This window comes from Streptococcus hillyeri (assembly GCF_041081565.1).
Classification (GTDB): Bacteria; Bacillota; Bacilli; order Lactobacillales; family Streptococcaceae; genus Streptococcus; species Streptococcus hillyeri.
The window spans coordinates 492,965-511,529 of record NZ_CP163513.1; the positions used below are offsets into that span (position 1 = coordinate 492,965).

Here is an 18,565-nt window from a genome sequence, read left to right on the forward strand (position 1 = left end):
AGTCGGCACTTTTTTGTTGTGATTTGTGGTAAAATAGGAAACATGAAAAAACGTTATAGAACTGTCAATGACTATTATAGAGAATTATTTGGTGAAAAAATCTTTAAACTCCCCATTGATGCAGGATTTGACTGTCCTAATCGTGATGGGACGGTATCTCATGGTGGCTGTACCTTTTGTACGGTTTCAGGATCTGGTGATGCCATTGTGGCACCCAATGCGCCAATCCGTGAGCAATTTTACCATGAGATTGATTTTATGCACCGCAAGTGGCCAGATGTGAAAAAGTATTTGGTTTATTTCCAAAATTATACCAATACGCACGACAAGGTAGAGGTGATTCGTGAACGCTACGAGCAGGCGATCAATGAGCCAGGTGTCGTTGGGGTCAATATCGGTACTCGACCAGACTGTTTACCAGACGAAACGATTGCCTATCTAGCAGAATTGTCTGAACGTATGCATGTGACGGTGGAGTTGGGTTTACAGACGACCTATGAAGCTACATCAGAGTTGATTAACCGAGCGCATAGCTACGAGCTTTATGTGGAGACGGTCAAACGCATTCGCCAGCAAGCGCCAAAAATTGAAATCGTCTCTCACTTGATTAACGGACTTCCAGGGGAAACCCATGAGATGATGGTGGAAAATGTGCGCCGCTGTGTAACAGATAACGATATTCATGGTATCAAACTCCATCTTTTGCACCTCATGACCAATACCCGCATGCAACGGGATTACCATGAAGGGCGCCTGCAGCTTCTCAGTCAGGAAGAGTACGTCAATATCATCTGTGATCAACTAGAAATCATTCCGAAAGACATGGTTATTCATCGTATCACAGGCGATGCCCCACGCGACATGCTCATCGGCCCCATGTGGAGCCTCAATAAATGGGAAGTCCTCAATGCCATTGATAAAGAAATGGAAAGACGAGGAAGCTGGCAGGGTTCAAAATGTCCAGTGGACATTTTGAGGTAGGAAATAAAAAACTACGGTAGCAGTTTCACCTTGTAATGATATTAATCAGAAATATATGAAGAAAAGAATCATAACGTTAGAAGAATTACGATTTCCAAAAGCTTTTGATTATTTGATGGAAAATAGTGTTATCTACGATAGTAGCAGTTCATCAGCTGCTCGTGTTTATTTTATTGACAAGGACCAAGGTTATTTCCTGAAAAGGGCAGTTAAGGGAAGTTTAGAGAAAGAAGTGGCTCTAACACGCTACTTCGCTTCGCAGGGGCTTGCTCAAAATGTTTTAGATTATGTGTCTGATGACCAAGATTGGCTGCTGACTGCTAAGGTTGTTGGAGACGATGCGAGTTCTAAAAAATTTTTGGAAAACCCAAAGAGGCTTTGTCAAATACTGGCAGAAACCATGAAACAATTGCATGCATTGGAAGTTGATGAGAACTTGGTTGGAAATCGGACACAAGAGTATTTGAAAGCTGTAGAAGTTGGTTATCAAGTAGGGAATTTTGATCCTCATTATTTGTTTTCACATCAAAAGCAAATTGATAGGAGCGGTGCATATAAAAAGGTTTTGGAGTACTCTCCCTATTTAGAAACGGATACGCTGATTCACGGAGACTTTTGCTTGCCTAATATCATCTTAAACAATTGGCAGTTCCAGGCTATGATTGATTGGGACAGTGCTGGTTTGGGTGACAAGCATATTGATTTATTTTGGGCAGTGTGGTCATTAGCTTTTAATTTACAAACCAATCGCTATCGGGACTATTTTTTAGATTCTTACGGTCGGGAAAATATCAATTTAGAACTACTAGAGGCGATTGCCTATTTTGAAGTGTTTGGGTAAGGAGAATTTATGAACATCACAGCAATTCCAGCTTTAGCTGATAATTACATTTGGGTATGGTCACAAGGTGACGAAGCCATTATCGTTGATCCAGGAGAGGCTCAGCCTGTTCTAGATTATTTGGAGGAAAATCAGCTGACAGCGGGTGCTATTTTAATCACGCATGTGCATTCGGACCATGTGGATGGTATTGGTGAGATTGTGGCCAAATACCCTGATGTTAAAACCTACGGACCCAAAGAAGTTAGCCATTTGGTGGACACTGTCCTGAAAGATGGTGACGGTATTGCGCTCTATGGGTCGCAAATTGATGTCTTTTTAACGGCTGGTCATTCGGAGGAACACATTTCTTACCTTGTTGATAAGGAACATCTTTTGTGTGGCGATGCGCTTTTCTCAGCAGGGTGTGGAAGAGTTTTTACAGGGGATTATAATGCTCAGTATCAATCCATGACCTTCTTCAGAAATTTGGCAGATGAGGTGAAAGTCTATGCTGGTCATGAGTACACTTTGACGAATTTGCGATTTAGCCTATCACAAAATTCAGACGAGTTTACTGAAGATTACTATGAGCAAATGAAGCTCAAAGTGGGCAAAGGTATCCCAAGTTTGCCATCCACTATAGGGGTCGAAAAACAAGTCAATCGCCTTCTTATGGCAGCAGACGTCGCTGAGTTCACAAGACTGAGACATTTAAGGGACAATTTTTAATATAGAATAGTTAAGGAAACCAATGATGATAAAACGCCCCATTCACCTCTCGCATGATTTTTTAGCAGAGGTGCTAGATAAAGATAGCATTGCAGTAGATGCCACCATGGGAAATGGCAATGACACAGCATTTCTTGCTGGTTTAGCTAAGAAAGTCTATGCTTTTGATATTCAGGAACAAGCGGTGCAGAAAACGACTGAGCGCTTGGCGCAGCTTGGACTAGATAATGCAGAATTGATTTTAGATGGACACCAGCATATAGACACCTATGTATCCGAACCTATCCGCGCTGCCATTTTCAATCTCGGTTATCTACCAAGTGCAGACAAATCAGTCATTACCAAACCTGATACGACCTTGTTAGCCATCGAAAAAATCCTAGCACAACTTGAAGTCGGTGGGCGCGTGGCGATTATGATTTATTATGGTCATGAAGGTGGCGATATGGAAAAAGATGCGGTGCTAGATTATGTGCAGACACTAGACCAGACAGCATTTACTGCTATGCTGTATCAGCCACTAAATCAAATCAATACCCCACCGTTTTTGGTGATGATTGAGAAGTTGAAAGGAGAATAACGGTTATGATTAAAGCAACTAAAGATGATTTTTATAAACACCTTAGTGCGGTTTACAATTTACCTAAAGGACAAATTTCAGAGGAACTTAAGCAGATGATTTTAGAGTTTGCCAAAGGGTTAGAAAAGGAAGAGAATCTCTATCTTTTAGCCAGTCGTGTGAATCGCTATACCGTTCCTGAGTTGCTTTCCTTTGGTTCACGAGCTCCTAAGGAATTGGTTAATCTGTCAACTTATCTACTGGAATTAGAAAAAACCTATCGTCTGTTTGCGATAGGTCTAGAAGATTTATAAATGTGCTAATCCTAACCTTTTTGAGGATGGATATATACTCGGCTATCATCAATAGGAATAACACGGACAGGATTTTGATAAAAATCGGATAAGATATCTTCGGTGAGGATATCTTTTTTTGAACCTTTGGCAATAATCTGTCCTTGACGTAAAAGAAGGACATGGCTGATATCATGAGTAATTTCCTCCGCGTGATGAGTCACGTAGATAATCGTTGGGGCATGAGGCAGGTGACGAATATTGCCAATCTGCGCTAGTAACTGTTCACGAGCAAAGAGATCTAAACCGCTTGTCGCTTCATCTAGGATGATAATGTCAGGGTTTTCCATTAGACTGCGTGCAATGAGTAACAATTGTTTCTCACCTTGAGACAGACTGGCGTAGATACGGCCCAATAAGTGCTCACCGCCGAGCGAAATCAACATATCTCTCGCCTCTGCAAGGTCGCTATCCTCATAGGCTTTGTAAAGGATAGAAGATTTGTACTTACCTGTCAAGACAATTTTTTCGGCCATCATGTGTTTCGGAAGGCGCTCAGAAATGAAAGAACCAACAATGCCAATTTTAGTCCGAATAGCAGTCATATCTTCTTTACCAAATTGTTTTCCAAGAACACTGATTTGCCCCTGACTAGCCCAGTGCTCAGCCATAAGTAGTTTGAGTAAAGTTGTTTTACCAGAACCATTTAATCCTAAAATAGCCCATGTTTGTCCGCTTTCAACTTGCCAGTCTATATTTTTTAAAATAGTTTTTCCTTGTTGTCTAAAGCTGACATTGTCAAATGAAATAATTGCCATAAAACACCCCTATTAAATCTCAGATAGATTGATTCTCATTGTATCATAATCCAGAAAAAAGGTTGGGAAATAAGGCAAATATAAAATACAGGAATTTTATCGCTAGTTTTTTTAATTTGCTAAAAGTCTCACATTATGATAAAATAGGCAAGTAAAATAAAAACCTATAAGGAGAGTAATAACATGTCAATTATTACTGATGTTTACGCTCGCGAAGTCCTAGACTCACGCGGTAACCCTACACTTGAAGTTGAAGTTTACACTGAATCAGGTGCTTTCGGACGCGGTATGGTTCCTTCAGGAGCTTCTACTGGTGAGCACGAAGCAGTTGAACTTCGCGATGGTGACAAATCACGTTACCTTGGTCTTGGTACACAAAAAGCAGTTGACAACGTAAACAACGTTATCGCTGAAGCAATCATCGGTTTCGATGTTCGCGACCAACAAGGTATTGACCGTGCAATGATCGCTCTTGATGGTACTCCAAACAAAGGTAAACTTGGTGCCAACGCTATCCTTGGTGTGTCTATCGCTGTAGCTCGTGCTGCTGCTGACTACCTTGAAGTGCCACTTTACACTTACCTTGGTGGATTCAACACTAAAGTTCTTCCAACTCCTATGATGAACATCATCAACGGTGGATCTCACTCAGATGCTCCAATCGCATTCCAAGAGTTCATGATCATGCCAGTTGGTGCACCTACTTTCAAAGAAGGTCTTCGTTGGGGTGCTGAAGTCTTCCACGCTCTTAAGAAAATCCTTAAAGAACGCGGACTTGTTACAGCTGTTGGTGACGAAGGTGGTTTCGCTCCTAAATTTGAAGGAACTGAGGACGGTGTAGAAACTATCCTTAAAGCTATCGAAGCTGCTGGTTACGAAGCTGGCGAAAACGGAATCATGATCGGATTTGACTGTGCGTCATCAGAATTCTACGACAAAGAGCGTGGTGTTTATGACTACACTAAATTCGAAGGTGAAGGCGCTGCTGTTCGTACATCTGCAGAACAAATCGACTACCTTGAAGAATTGGTTAACAAATACCCAATCATCACTATCGAAGACGGTATGGATGAAAACGACTGGGATGGTTGGAAAGCTCTTACTGAGCGCCTTGGCGGACGTGTTCAATTGGTTGGTGACGACTTCTTCGTTACAAACACTGAATACCTTGCAAAAGGTATCAAAGAAAATGCTGCTAACTCAATCCTTATCAAAGTTAACCAAATCGGTACTTTGACAGAAACTTTTGAAGCTATCGAAATGGCTAAAGAAGCTGGATACACTGCAGTAGTATCACACCGTTCAGGTGAAACTGAAGATTCAACAATCGCTGACATCGCAGTTGCAACTAACGCAGGACAAATCAAAACTGGTTCATTGTCACGTACAGACCGTATTGCTAAATATAACCAATTGCTTCGTATCGAAGATCAACTTGGTGAAGTTGCTCAATACAAAGGAATCAAATCATTCTACAACCTTAAAAAATAAAATAGTCTGTTAGACTATTTTATCCCGAGCTTGAAAATAAGCGAGTGAGGAATAGTAAAAAAGGGCTAGAAAACTTGATAAATCAACACTCTAGGGCGTCATCCTAGGGTGTTTTTTATAATTTACTACCCTTTTTACTACCCCTAACGAAAATTGGGTATAGTAAGAGGGTAACTTTTAGACGCTAAATTCCCAAACTAACTTCCACCGTCTGTTAAAGTGGAAGTTAATCTGATAAAACCTCTAACAACCAGTGGAAATCCGTGTCAGGGTAAGTTCCACTGGTTTTTATAATGGTTGATTTTATTGCATTTTTAGGCGAATTTAGGTGAAAAAAGGGTACACAAAATCCCCTCATCTGAAAGCGTTTCAGATTAAGTTCCGTTATGGTGGAAGTTAGTGTGAGACGTTTGAGTGGCTTATATTTAGATTAGTTTTTAGAATTTATGTTGGAGTAATTTTGGGGACTGACAGACGTCTTCTGCGGGAATTAAGGAAATGCCAAGAAGTTTAGCCAGTTCTTCGTCATAGGTAAAGGTAAAGAGCTCATAAGCTGATTTCCCATTCAAAGCAGCGCGTTTCACGCTATTGACATGAGAACAGACTAGGTTGATATCGTCCTGAGTTAAGTTATCAAAAGAAGTTCCCTTTGGTAGAATATCGCGAATAAGGGAGTGATTTTTCTCAATTTTTCCTTTCTGGTCAGAGCGATTAGGGTCACAAAAGAATAGTTTAATCTCACCTCTGATATCCATCTCGATGTCATCAACTCTGGCAAATTCTCCGCCATTATCTGTAAGAATGATAGGGAAAACATCGAAGAAATTTCTATCAGCCTCATAAAGTGTGTTCTTGATGACATAGAAGTGTTTAGCGACCTCAAGAGCGGTTTTATTGTCCAGAAGTCTAGCGAAGATAAAGTTACAGAAAGACAAATTGAAGGTGAGTAATACTTTTCCGCCAACCCGTCCAATAACGGTGTCCATTTCAAGCCAAGAGGTCAGTTGTCTATGTGTCAGGTAGTTTTGGAAGTCCTCATAAGAACGCCCTTTTTTAGCTTCTTTAGGGATAGAAGGCAGGATAGATTTGCGCCTTTCTTTGAATTTTACAGCTCTAGCCAGATCAATAGGAGCGATAGAAAGGTATCCTTTACGGATGTGTCGATAGACGGTTGAGGAACTGACATCAAGGTTATGCGTTTTAAGGATGTGATAGATGTGTTGTCCCTTTTTCACACCATCAGAAATGACTTTATCCATATCCCAGAACGTTTGAGAGTTGAGAGGTGTTCCTTCTCGAGCCTCAACGAGGGTTTGTTCGTATTGTTTTTGAGCCTGTTTAGCGAGGTAGAAGATTTTCTTGTAGCCACAATTTTGTCTTCTCTTAGGACATCCGTTACAGACAAATGGGGATTTATCAATGAGAGGGCAAGGAAGCCCATCACTGGTAGAGGTTCTGACCTGTCTGTTACGTTTGACCTCTTTGGAAACGGTAGTAGGATCTTTTAGGATAGTTTGTCCAATGGCTTTGAAGGTTTCTCCACGTTCTAAGCCAAGTTGGATGTCATTGCGGTCTGAGAGGGTAAGGTGTTTATATTTTGTCATAGTAAGGACTCATTTCTAACACAAACGTCTCAGACTTAATTCCACCATAAAAATCCGTTTTAGACTAATTTCCACTTCGAAAGCTAAAGTGGAAATTACTTTGGGAAATTACCGTAACTTTTAGACTAAGCCCCCCTTGATATGATATTGTTTAATGGTTAGTGTTTTGTTATAATAAGCCTTGCCCCCTCAAACTAGAAGGGAGGTGAGTTATATATGGATGCCTTCACATCCTTTCTTGTCACCGTATCAAGCGGTATTGTTATTGTACTGTTTGAATACTGGTTAAATAACCGTGACAAGTAACCCTTAGGGGCAAAAATAAAACCCTCAACGCTGCAACGTTGGGGTTTTTTGAGTTATATAAGAACGTCCTTCACAACTTTCTTATCTGTATTATACCCCACAAGGCTTTTATTTGTCAAATAATTAAAGATTATTGATTGCTGTTTCATAATTTGAGAAATTGCTATTTAATGGAGTATGAGATGATAAAGATAAAATCTACTTATTGTGCTAGTTTAATTGATTTTAACAAACTTGCGATACAAATAATAGAGGTATCTGAAGCTGCCGAACACTATTATTTTACATAGATATCACTTAAACAGCATAGCTATATGCAGAAGTAGTAATCAAGGACGACAAAATCGCCACACTCATCACTTTCAGCCTAAGCTTAGAAACAAGAGAGCGAAGGAGACTTAGGCTTGCTAAAAAGGAATGGAACTCCGTAGGAGGTTTTGATGTTGACTTTGCCAGCTTCATTTCCCACCTTCAAAGGTCTTCCAGATCTTTGAAGAGCCCCGTATCACACAAAGATAATTGCTAAAAAAGAAAATAATTAGCACAACAGGTAAAATCTTTGACTTTTAAATAATATACCGTTATACTAGAGGATGTAAATAATTTTTTTGAGTTTAAGTATTAGTTATCTTTTGTTTTTCCTCTTAAATATTTTTGCAAATAATTTTTAAAGAGGTAACTCAAAATGGTAAATGGTACAGTAAAATGGTTCGATAAAGAAAAAGGTTTTGGTTTTATCCAACAAGAAGAGGGAGCAGATGTTTTTGCACACTTCTCACAAATTCAAACTGATGGCTTTAAATTCCTAGAAGATGGTGAAAAAGTGACGTTTGAAGTTGAGCAAGGGCAACGTGGATTGCAAGCTGTTAATATCACTAAAATTGCTAAATAATCAATAGAGAGCTTAGAAAATTCTGAGCTCTTTTATGATGAGTTTGAAGCGGGAAAAATAATATTCAGTCTTTTAGATATTTGACAATTTGATGTAGCAGTATTCTTCCTTAGAGTAAGACTGCTAGAGGCAATAGGTAGAGCCCGTAGTTGAGAACTTGTGTTTGGCTTGTACACTAGAATAAAAACAAGTACCTTCTAACGGGGATTAAAGTCAATTAGTTTTTATTTAGTATTTTTGTTAGCACTTCTCCTAATGTGGTGTGGGGCGGAAGCGACCTCCTACAGAGTTCCATTCCTTCTTGGCAAGCCTAGGTCTTGCCAACCCCTTCACACTAAAACTTATTAGTTTTAGTGTTATCACCACTGCGGAAAGTGCTAGTTGTGGCGACTTCGTCGCTCGTAATGATTGCAGAAAATATCAGCAATAAAATATTATAAAGCAACCATATATTGAAGAAGAATTCATTGTGACTGAGACATTTTATCTTAAACGAGTTTACTATTTTAAAGCTAAAACACTATATCACACTTAATGGTGGTTTACATGTTTCATTTATGTTCTAAGGAAAAGTTGTTTTTGCTGATTATTGCTATGAAAAATTATCAAAAATAGTAGAAATATGCTATAATGACAATACTATATTATTTTTTAGGAGTAGTTTTCATGGAAGACCCTAGTAGTCAGTCCTTAGTTATTCAATTTATTTTATTGATTTTTTTAACATTTCTTAATGCCTTTTTCTCAGCTTCTGAGATGGCGCTAGTCTCTCTTAATCGCTCTCGTGTTGAACAGAAAGCTGAAGAGGGGGAGGCGAAGTATATCCGTCTTGTCAAGGTTTTGGAAAATCCGAATAACTTTTTATCGACCATTCAAGTCGGGATTACCTTCATTTCGCTTTTACAAGGGGCTAGTTTGTCAGCCTCTCTTGGTCAAGTTATTGCAGGATGGTTGGGGAATTTTCAATATGCTGCACCGCTTGGTTCTGCGATATCGCTTATCTTTTTAACCTATATTTCAATCGTTCTTGGTGAACTTTATCCTAAGCGTATCGCCATGAATTTAAAGGAAAATCTGGCGGTGATTTCCGCACCGATTATCCTTTTTATCGGTAAAATTGTGAGTCCCTTTGTTTGGCTCTTGTCGGCATCGACCAATCTTTTAAGTCGTATTACTCCGATGGATTTTGATGATGCGGATGAGCAGATGACCCGTGATGAGATTGAGTACATATTGACTAAAAGTGAGGCAAGTTTGGATGCTGATGAAATTGAAATGCTTCAAGGGGTCTTCTCGTTAGATGAAATGTTGGCAAGAGAGGTGATGGTACCTCGTACGGATGCCTTCATGGTTGATATTAATGCGGACACTCAAGAAAGCATTCAAGAAATTCTCAAGCAAAACTTTTCACGCGTCCCTGTCTACGATGGTGATAAGGACAAGGTAATTGGTCTAATTCACACTAAAAATCTTCTCAATGCTGCGTTTAATCAAGGATTTGAAAACTTGAATTTTCGTCGCATCATGCAGGAGCCTCTCTTTGTCCCTGAAACGATTTTCATTGATGATCTTTTGACGGCTTTTAGAAATAGCCAGAGGCAGTTAGCTATTTTATTAGATGAATATGGTGGAGTGGCTGGCTTGGTGACTTTAGAAGATCTGTTAGAAGAAATTGTGGGTGAGATTGATGATGAGAGTGATAAATCTGAAGTTTTCGTCCGTGAAATTGCTGAAAATACCTACATTGTTCAAGGAAACATGACACTCAATGAGTTTAATGAATATTTTGAAACAGAACTTGAGAGTGATAGTGTGGATACTATTGCTGGCTTCTACCTAACTGGTGTTGGAACTATTCCAAGTCAAGAGAGCAAAGAAATCTACGAATTAGATAACGGCAATAGGCATTTAATATTGGTTAACGATAAGGTTAAAGACGGCCGTGTTACCAAGTTGAAACTGATTTTAACCGAAATTGAAGTTTTGGAAGAAGACAGTCAGAAATAAGTTTAACAACAATTTATATTATAAAAAGACCTATGGTCACTGTTTCTTTGAACATTGACCACAGGCCTTTTATTATTAGCTTGTTAAGTTTATTACTCAAGATTGAGTTTGTATTTGACAATAGCGTGTGTCACAAAGTATGTACTAATCATTAGTGCAATCGTGAAAACCAGTTGAGCTAAAATCAAGCTGGTACCAGCGAACGTAAATGAGAGAAGAAGAGAAATGAGTGTATGAATTAGCATAATAACACCATAACTAACAAATCCCATTAAAGTACGATGGCTATTAAAGAGTTGCCCGATAGAGATAGCAAGATAGATTAATAAAACAGCCGCAATGGTAGATAGGAAAGCATCCAGATTCCAAAGAGCAACCCAGAGAGGGGAGTAATATGGAAGAATTTGAGACATGATTTCCTTGAATCCTTCTATAATATTATTCCATCCAATATTTGGGATGACGAATGCTAAAATAATAATAGCAAAGATGAGATAAGAGAAGACAAATAAGAGTGTTGCGACTAGTAATTTGCTTAAAATAATGGCATGGGTAGAGACAGGAAGTGTCATGGTGAGATAACCCTGTCTGCTAAAAATGCTGGCGTGGAAGCGACGAATGATAATCACATAAGACGCTATCGTGATTGCAATCACTAAACCAAATAAAGTAGCTAATAAGAGAAGAAACATGACCTCATCTCTTAAATAGCTTCCAAATTGATAACCAACGCTATAGTTAGTAGAAGCATTGGTGATAGTGGTAATAAAATTTTTCAAGTAATTGCCTGCAGCAATAGCAACTAAAGAGGTGATGAATAGTAACCCGAGGTACCATTTGCTGATTGATCTGATTTCATATTTTAATAGTTTTCCAAACATAGTGACCCCCTAAGCTCTAAAGTGTTCTCTAAAGAGAGCATCGATGGACTGACCGTGTTCAAAGCGGAGATCGTCCGTATTTCCTTGTAAGGTGATTTGACCATTATGTAGAAAGACCACTTCATCAAGGATTTGTTCCACATCTGCGATAAGGTGTGTTGAGATAATCACAGAAGCTTCTTCAGAGTAGTTATTGATAATGGTACGCAAGATGTAATCTCTAGCAGCAGGGTCAACACCTGCGATTGGCTCATCAAGGACATAAAGTTTTGCTCGACGGCTCATGACAAGGATGAGTTGAACCTTTTCTTTGTTTCCTTTAGAGAGTGTCTTAATGCGTTTATTAGGATCAATCCCTAAATCGCTCAACAGTTTTTCAGCACGCTCGCGGTCAAAATCAGCATAAAAATCTTGGAAGAGATTAAGTGTTGCTTTGGTAGTCATATTTTCATCAAGATAAGTCGTATCAGGAAGATAGGAGATGATCTTTTTAGTTTCAATTGAAGGATGGTATCCGTCAATCACGACTTCACCGCTATCCGGTTGCAGTAGGCCATTAATGAGTTTGATGAGAGTGGTTTTCCCACTACCGTTTGGCCCGAGAAGTCCAATGATTTTTCCTGCTGGTAGGCTAAAGGTCACATCGTCTAAAGCAACCTGATAACCATATGTTTTTGTAACATGGTGTAGTTTTAATAAATCACTCATATGCATTCTCCTTCAAAAAACGCGTTAATTCAGGGACAATATCTTCTGTTGAAAAACCGATTTTTTGCATGTTATTGACAAAGTTTTTCAATTCTAATTGAGCAACTTCTAACCGTTTTTCAGCAATGAGATCGGTATCTTCGGTGACGAAGCGTCCAGAAGTGCGTTGCGAATAGACCATACCTTCACGTTCTAATTCTGTAAAAGCGCGTTGCATAGTATTAGGATTAACCCCAGCTTCTTCAGCATATTCGCGGACAGTTGGGAGTTGGTCACCACTTTTAACCTGATTGCTGATGATTTGCATTTTGACATGCTGAGCAATTTGGGCATAGATAGGAGACTTTTCGTCGAATTTCCAAGCCATAAAGCAAGTCACAAAGAGATGGTTAAATTGTCTAGGGATTGTGTGATAAGAAGTGTATACTTCAAAATCTCAAGTCTTAAGACAATGATAGTCTCTTTCCTTTCTATTAGATTTTTATAAAATAATTGGGTTAGTGAAACTATTTTTGTACTATATCTATAATACGTATTAGGAGTGCATTTGTCAAATATAATATCGCTATTGTACTAGTTATTTGAACGGCTATTATCAGTTGTGGGGAAATGACTGCTATTGTGGCGTCTTGCTCCAAAACGGGTGAGCTATTACTTTATGAGGGGCTTGCTTTGTAGTATAATGAAGTAAAAACAAAGAGGAGGTTGGCATGTTTGTCCCTTTAGATACGAAAACCGTTTATAGTTTTTTAGATAGTTTGGTTGACTTGCCAACTTACATTCGTAAAGCCAAGGAACTGGGCTATACGCACATCGGCGTCATGGATAAAGATAGCCTTTATGGTGCCTATTCTTTTATACAGGAGGCAACAAGAGCGGGCCTCACTCCCGTTTTAGGATTAGACTTGTCCGTGGTCATAGCAGAGCAGAAAATTTCTCTCAAGCTCATTGCTAAAAATACTGCGGGCTATCATAGTCTTTTGAAAATATCCAGTCAGCGGATGATGGGGGAAACGGACTGGACTGTTTTTTCAGAGCTATTGCAGGGAGTTACGGTTATCCTACCAGTGGCATTTTTGGATGTTGGTGCCTCTTTAAATTGTGACTATATGATTGGTGTGGACGCGGATAGTCCTCAAGTGACTTATGAAAAACCACTTATCCCTCTTCATACCGTTCGCTATTTTTCAAATGAAGACCGTGAAACCTTACAAGTTTTACACGCGATTAGGGAAAATGTTGCCCTAAAAGATGTGGAACCGCCAGCTGCCAATCAATGCTTATACGCTCCAGAGACCATGGAACAGATTTTTGCGGAACGCTTTCCAACGGCATTGGAGAATTTATCAGAATTAGTCAAGGATATTTCCTATGAGTTTGATAGAAATCTCAAATTGCCACGGTTTAATCGTGAACGAGCAGCAGTAGAAGAACTACGTGAGCGTGCGGAAGCTGGTCTAGTGGCGAAAGGTTTGATCAGTTCGATTTACCAAGAACGTCTAGACCAAGAGCTTTCCATTATTCATAAAATGGGCTTTGACGACTATTTTTTGATTGTCTGGGATCTTCTGTGGTTTGGGCGTAGTCAAGGTTATTATATGGGGATGGGGCGTGGGTCTGCAGCTGGTAGTCTTGTTGCCTTTGCTTTAGACATCACAGGGATTGATCCGGTTAAAAATAACCTTCTTTTTGAACGTTTCCTCAATGAAGAACGCTATTCTATGCCTGATATTGATATTGATTTGCCAGATATTTATCGCTCTGAATTTTTACATTACGTTCGTGACCGTTACGGTAGTCAACATTCTGCCCAGATTGTGACCTTTTCAACCTTTGGTGCTAAGCAGGCCATTCGCGATGTCTTAAAACGATTCGGTGTGCCAGAATACGAATTGTCCAATGTGACTAAAAAAATTGGTTTCAGAGATACCTTGACAAGTGTCTATGAAAAAAATATGTCTTTCAGACAATTGATCAATAGTAAGGCAGAATATGTTAAAAGCTTTGCCATTGCCAAAAAAATCGAAGGACAGCCTAGACAGACCTCTATCCATGCGGCGGGTATCGTGATGAGTGACGATGATTTGACCAATCACATTCCGCTGAAATCTGGCGAGGATATGATGATTACGCAGTATGATGCGCCATCTATTGAGGCCAATGGACTGCTTAAAATGGACTTCTTGGGGCTGAGAAATCTGACCTTTGTCCAAAAAATGCAGGAAAAAGTCTTGTCAGATTATGGTCAGGACATTGATATCAAAGCCATAGACCTTGAAGATAAAGCAACGCTAGAATTGTTTGCAGCTGGTAAGACCAAGGGGATTTTCCAATTTGAACAACCAGGAGCTATTTCGCTCTTGAAGAGGGTTAAGCCTGAAAAATTTGAGGAAGTGGTTGCCACGACCAGTTTGAACCGTCCAGGAGCTAGTGACTATATTGATAATTTTATCAAGCGAAAGTTTGGTCGTGAACAGGTAGACTTGATTGACCCGATTGTGGCTCCTATTTTAGAACCAACCTATGGTATCATGCTGTATCAAGAACAGGTCATGCAGATTGCACAGGTTTATGCAGGATTTACGCTAGGAAAAGCAGACTTGTTGCGCCGTGCTATGTCTAAAAAGGATAAAAATGAAATGCAGCTAATGGAAGCTGATTTCTTAGCAGGTGCGAGAGAACTGGGTAGACCTGAACAGGTGGCGCGTGAGTTATTTGAACGAATGGCAAAATTTGCTGGCTATGGTTTTAACCGCAGTCACGCTTATGCCTACTCAGCTCTTGCTTTTCAACTGGCTTATTTCAAGGTGCATTACCCAGATATTTTCTATGATGTGATGCTGAATTATTCAAGCAGTGATTATATCACGGATGCTCTCCAAGCCGATTTTAAACTTGGAAAATTATCGCTTAACTCAGCGCCTTATCACGATAAAATTTCGGATGGGCAAATTATTTTGGGACTAAAAACAGTCAAGGGAATTCCAAGAGATTTAGCCCTTTGGATTGTTGATAATCGTCCTTATCAGAGTATTGAAAACTTTTTAGAAAAATTACCGAGCAAATATCAGAAGGTAGAAGTATTGTTGCCTTTAGTTCATATTGGTCTGTTTGATGAGTTTGAACCTAACCGTCGTAAAGTTGAAGTGAATTTGGAACACCTCTTTACCTTTGTCAACGAATTGGGTAGTCTCTTTGCGGATTCTTCCTATTCTTGGTTGATAGCTGAGGATTATTCTGTCACTGAAAAATACCGTATGGAGCAAGAGCTTTTAGGAGTCGGGATTAGCCCTCATCCGCTTGATGCTTTGCGCAGAGAGTTACAGGGAAGTTTTACACCTATTGAGCAATTAGTCGCAGACACTGAAGGGACAGTCCTCGCTCAGATTGAGACCATTCGCATTATTCGGACCAAGACAAAAGGTGAGCAGATGGCCTTTCTCACAGTCAGCGATGCCCGCCATAAGCTCGATATTACTCTCTTTCCTGAGACTTATGGAAAATGGCAGAGCGCCTTACAAGAAGGAGCAATCTTCCTTTTCAAAGGACGCATGCAAGTCCGTGACGACAGGGTACAAATGATTTTGCAGAGCCTTAATCCACCTAGTCTTGAAAAATGTTGGCTCCAGATTGCCAATCATGAACAGGATAAGCACATTTCAGAAATTTTGAGCAAATATGAAGGTGAAATACCAGTCGTTCTTCATTACGTTGACAGTAAAAAAACCTTGCAAAGTAATGCTTACCGTGTCCGAAAATCTCAAAAATTAATCGAAGAGCTCAAACTATTTGTTATGAAAACGATTTTTCGCTAAATTCCCAAACTAACTTCCACCGTCTGTTAAAGTGGAAGTTAATCTGATAAAACCTCTAACAACCAGTGGAAATCCGTGTCAGGGTAAGTTCCACTGGTTTTTATAATGGTTGATTTTATTGCATTTTTAGGCGAATTTAGGTGAAAAAAGGGTACACAAAATCCCCTCATCTGAAAGCGTTTCAGATTAAGTTCCGTTATGGTGGAAGTTAGTGTGAGACGTTTGAGTGGCTTATATTTAGATTAGTTTTTAGAATTTATGTTGGAGTAATTTTGGGGACTGACAGACGTCTTCTGCGGGAATTAAGGAAATGCCAAGAAGTTTAGCCAGTTCTTCGTCATAGGTAAAGGTAAAGAGCTCATAAGCTGATTTCCCATTCAAAGCAGCGCGTTTCACGCTATTGACATGAGAACAGACTAGGTTGATATCGTCCTGAGTTAAGTTATCAAAAGAAGTTCCCTTTGGTAGAATATCGCGAATAAGGGAGTGATTTTTCTCAATTTTTCCTTTCTGGTCAGAGCGATTAGGGTCACAAAAGAATAGTTTAATCTCACCTCTGATATCCATCTCGATGTCATCAACTCTGGCAAATTCTCCGCCATTATCTGTAAGAATGATAGGGAAAACATCGAAGAAATTTCTATCAGCCTCATAAAGTGTGTTCTTGATGACATAGAAGTGTTTAGCGACCTCAAGAGCGGTTTTATTGTCCAGAAGTCTAGCGAAGATAAAGTTACAGAAAGACAAATTGAAGGTGAGTAATACTTTTCCGCCAACCCGTCCAATAACGGTGTCCATTTCAAGCCAAGAGGTCAGTTGTCTATGTGTCAGGTAGTTTTGGAAGTCCTCATAAGAACGCCCTTTTTTAGCTTCTTTAGGGATAGAAGGCAGGATAGATTTGCGCCTTTCTTTGAATTTTACAGCTCTAGCCAGATCAATAGGAGCGATAGAAAGGTATCCTTTACGGATGTGTCGATAGACGGTTGAGGAACTGACATCAAGGTTATGCGTTTTAAGGATGTGATAGATGTGTTGTCCCTTTTTCACACCATCAGAAATGACTTTATCCATATCCCAGAACGTTTGAGAGTTGAGAGGTGTTCCTTCTCGAGCCTCAACGAGGGTTTGTTCGTATTGTTTTTGAGCCTGTTTAGCGAGGTAGAAGATTTTCTTGTAGCCACAATTTTGTCTTCTCTTAGGACATCCGTTACAGACAAATGGGGATTTATCAATGAGAGGGCAAGGAAGCCCATCACTGGTAGAGGTTCTGACCTGTCTGTTACGTTTGACCTCTTTGGAAACGGTAGTAGGATCTTTTAGGATAGTTTGTCCAATGGCTTTGAAGGTTTCTCCACGTTCTAAGCCAAGTTGGATGTCATTGCGGTCTGAGAGGGTAAGGTGTTTATATTTTGTCATAGTAAGGACTCATTTCTAACACAAACGTCTCAGACTTAATTCCACCATAAAAATCCGTTTTAGACTAATTTCCACTTCGAAAGCTAAAGTGGAAATTACTTTGGGAAATTACCAAAACGATTTTTCGATAAAATCTTAGTAGAAAAAAGAGCAATTTAAAAACAACTATGATATAATAGTGAAGTTAGAAATTAAAAAGGAGAAAGCCAAAAATGAAGCGTATTGCTGTTTTGACCAGTGGTGGTGATGCCCCTGGTATGAATGCTGCTGTTCGTGCAGTTGTTCGTAAAGCAATCACAGAAGGCATGGAAGTTTTCGGAATCAACCGAGGCTATGCTGGTATGGTTGAGGGAGATATTTTCCCAATGGATGCTCACTCAGTATCTAATACTCTATCACATGGAGGAACGTTCCTCCAGTCAGCTCGTTACCCAGAATTTGCAACATTGGAAGGACAACTAGCTGGTATTGAACAATTGAAAAAACATGGTATTGAAGGTGTTGTTGTTATCGGTGGAGACGGTTCTTACCATGGAGCTATGCGTCTAACTGAGCATGGATTCCCAGCTGTTGGTATCCCAGGAACTATTGATAACGATATTGCTGGTACTGACTACACAATCGGATTTGACACAGCTGTAAACACTGCGACAGATGCTTTGGATAAAATCCGCGATACTTCATTCTCACACGGACGTACCTTTGTCGTTGAAGTGATGGGACGTAATGCTGGTGACATCGCTCTTTGGTCTGGTATTGCTGCAGGAGCTGATCAAATCATTATTCCTGAAGAAGAGTACACCATCGAAGAAGTTGTTGCTAAAGTTCGTCAAGGTTACGAAGAAAAAGGTAAATTCCGTCACTTGATCGTTTTAGCAGAAGGTGTTATGCACGCCGAGAAGTTTGTAGAACTGATGAAAGAAGCGGGAGATACAAGTGATCTTCGTGCAACTAACCTAGGTCACATCTTGCGTGGTGGTGCCCCATCTCCTCGTGACCGTGTCTTAGCATCTTGGATGGGTTCTCATGCGGTAACTCTTCTTAAAGAAGGTCGTGGTGGCCTTGCAGTTGGTATTCACAATGAGCAATTGGTTGAAAGCCCAATTCTTGGAACTGCAGAAGAAGGTGCCCTCTTTAGCTTGGGAGAAAACGGTAAGATTATTGTGAATCATCCACACAAAGCACGCCTTGACTTTGCTGCTTTGAACCGTGACTTAGCTCACTAAGCAATATTAATTTAGT

The 18,565-nt window shown here is 39.8% G+C and carries 17 protein-coding genes; 11 read left to right on the plus strand and 6 right to left on the minus strand.

Annotated elements, in window-relative coordinates; genetic code table 11:
* The first annotated feature begins 42 nt into the window (after nucleotides 1–42).
* Genes AB6M99_RS02460 through AB6M99_RS02480 form a run of 5 tightly spaced genes read left to right on the plus strand, consistent with a single transcriptional unit; the run spans nucleotide 43 to nucleotide 3,406 of the window.
* Nucleotides 43–981, plus strand: coding sequence for a TIGR01212 family radical SAM protein (locus tag AB6M99_RS02460; RefSeq protein ID WP_369351250.1), 939 nt, complete (start codon nucleotides 43–45; stop codon nucleotides 979–981).
* Between the two features lie 55 nt (nucleotides 982–1,036).
* The gene (locus AB6M99_RS02465; protein WP_121835922.1) at nucleotides 1,037–1,822 is read left to right on the plus strand and encodes an aminoglycoside 3'-phosphotransferase; all 786 of its coding nucleotides are present in this window, start codon (nucleotides 1,037–1,039) and stop codon (nucleotides 1,820–1,822) included.
* A gap of 9 nt (nucleotides 1,823–1,831) precedes the next feature.
* Nucleotides 1,832–2,533 (plus strand): hydroxyacylglutathione hydrolase, encoded by a 702-nt coding sequence (gene gloB, locus AB6M99_RS02470; protein WP_121835921.1) that lies wholly within the window; start codon nucleotides 1,832–1,834, stop codon nucleotides 2,531–2,533.
* A 25-nt stretch (nucleotides 2,534–2,558) separates the two neighbouring features.
* Complete coding sequence (locus AB6M99_RS02475) at nucleotides 2,559–3,113, plus strand: class I SAM-dependent methyltransferase (protein ID WP_121835920.1); 555 nt, start codon at nucleotides 2,559–2,561, stop codon at nucleotides 3,111–3,113.
* Nucleotides 3,114–3,118: 5 nt separating this feature from the next.
* A complete protein-coding gene (locus AB6M99_RS02480; RefSeq protein WP_121835919.1) occupies nucleotides 3,119–3,406 on the plus strand; it encodes a bacteriocin immunity protein in 288 nt (95 codons plus the stop codon).
* Nucleotides 3,407–3,417: 11 nt separating this feature from the next.
* Here AB6M99_RS02480 and AB6M99_RS02485 read toward each other — a convergent pair whose 3' ends face one another.
* Nucleotides 3,418–4,203 (minus strand): ABC transporter ATP-binding protein, encoded by a 786-nt coding sequence (locus tag AB6M99_RS02485; RefSeq protein WP_121835918.1) that lies wholly within the window; start codon nucleotides 4,201–4,203, stop codon nucleotides 3,418–3,420.
* 183 nt (nucleotides 4,204–4,386) lie between these two features.
* Here AB6M99_RS02485 and eno point away from each other — a divergent pair, with 183 nt between their 5' ends.
* The gene (gene eno, locus AB6M99_RS02490) at nucleotides 4,387–5,694 is read left to right on the plus strand and encodes a surface-displayed alpha-enolase (protein WP_121835917.1); all 1,308 of its coding nucleotides are present in this window, start codon (nucleotides 4,387–4,389) and stop codon (nucleotides 5,692–5,694) included.
* Nucleotides 5,695–6,131: 437 nt separating this feature from the next.
* Here eno and AB6M99_RS02495 read toward each other — a convergent pair whose 3' ends face one another.
* Complete coding sequence (locus AB6M99_RS02495) at nucleotides 6,132–7,298, minus strand: IS30 family transposase (protein ID WP_369350352.1); 1,167 nt, start codon at nucleotides 7,296–7,298, stop codon at nucleotides 6,132–6,134.
* Between the two features lie 216 nt (nucleotides 7,299–7,514).
* Between AB6M99_RS02495 and AB6M99_RS02500 the strand changes: the two genes are divergently transcribed.
* The 3 genes from AB6M99_RS02500 to AB6M99_RS02510 all read left to right on the plus strand — a co-directional run bounded on the left by AB6M99_RS02500 (nucleotide 7,515) and on the right by AB6M99_RS02510 (nucleotide 10,503).
* Nucleotides 7,515–7,604, plus strand: coding sequence for a type I toxin-antitoxin system Fst family toxin (locus AB6M99_RS02500; protein ID WP_121835916.1), 90 nt, complete (start codon nucleotides 7,515–7,517; stop codon nucleotides 7,602–7,604).
* A 685-nt stretch (nucleotides 7,605–8,289) separates the two neighbouring features.
* The gene (locus AB6M99_RS02505) at nucleotides 8,290–8,496 is read left to right on the plus strand and encodes a cold-shock protein (RefSeq protein WP_121835915.1); all 207 of its coding nucleotides are present in this window, start codon (nucleotides 8,290–8,292) and stop codon (nucleotides 8,494–8,496) included.
* A gap of 666 nt (nucleotides 8,497–9,162) precedes the next feature.
* A complete protein-coding gene (locus AB6M99_RS02510; protein WP_121835914.1) occupies nucleotides 9,163–10,503 on the plus strand; it encodes a hemolysin family protein in 1,341 nt (446 codons plus the stop codon).
* Between the two features lie 92 nt (nucleotides 10,504–10,595).
* On the opposite strand, the gene AB6M99_RS02515 is transcribed toward AB6M99_RS02510, so the two are convergent.
* Genes AB6M99_RS02515 through AB6M99_RS02525 form a run of 3 tightly spaced genes read right to left on the minus strand, consistent with a single transcriptional unit; the run spans nucleotide 10,596 to nucleotide 12,459 of the window.
* Nucleotides 10,596–11,384: a hypothetical protein gene (locus tag AB6M99_RS02515; RefSeq protein ID WP_121835913.1), complete on the minus strand. Its 789-nt coding sequence runs from the start codon at nucleotides 11,382–11,384 to the stop codon at nucleotides 10,596–10,598.
* A gap of 9 nt (nucleotides 11,385–11,393) precedes the next feature.
* On the minus strand, nucleotides 11,394–12,092 hold the full coding sequence (locus AB6M99_RS02520; RefSeq protein ID WP_121835912.1) for an ABC transporter ATP-binding protein: 699 nt from the start codon (nucleotides 12,090–12,092) through the stop codon (nucleotides 11,394–11,396).
* Nucleotides 12,085–12,459 (minus strand): GntR family transcriptional regulator, encoded by a 375-nt coding sequence (locus AB6M99_RS02525; RefSeq protein ID WP_121835911.1) that lies wholly within the window; start codon nucleotides 12,457–12,459, stop codon nucleotides 12,085–12,087. Before AB6M99_RS02525 ends, AB6M99_RS02520 begins: the two co-directional genes overlap by 8 nt.
* Before the next feature lie 343 nt (nucleotides 12,460–12,802).
* Between AB6M99_RS02525 and AB6M99_RS02530 the strand changes: the two genes are divergently transcribed.
* A complete protein-coding gene (locus AB6M99_RS02530) occupies nucleotides 12,803–15,907 on the plus strand; it encodes a DNA polymerase III subunit alpha (RefSeq protein WP_369351063.1) in 3,105 nt (1,034 codons plus the stop codon).
* 249 nt (nucleotides 15,908–16,156) lie between these two features.
* On the opposite strand, the gene AB6M99_RS02535 is transcribed toward AB6M99_RS02530, so the two are convergent.
* Entirely contained in the window at nucleotides 16,157–17,323 is a 1,167-nt protein-coding gene (locus tag AB6M99_RS02535) for an IS30 family transposase (protein ID WP_369350352.1), read from the minus strand.
* A 212-nt stretch (nucleotides 17,324–17,535) separates the two neighbouring features.
* Here AB6M99_RS02535 and pfkA point away from each other — a divergent pair, with 212 nt between their 5' ends.
* Nucleotides 17,536–18,549, plus strand: a complete 1,014-nt coding sequence (pfkA, locus tag AB6M99_RS02540) for a 6-phosphofructokinase (protein ID WP_121834871.1) — start codon at nucleotides 17,536–17,538, stop codon at nucleotides 18,547–18,549.
* Nucleotides 18,550–18,565 lie beyond the last annotated feature (16 nt).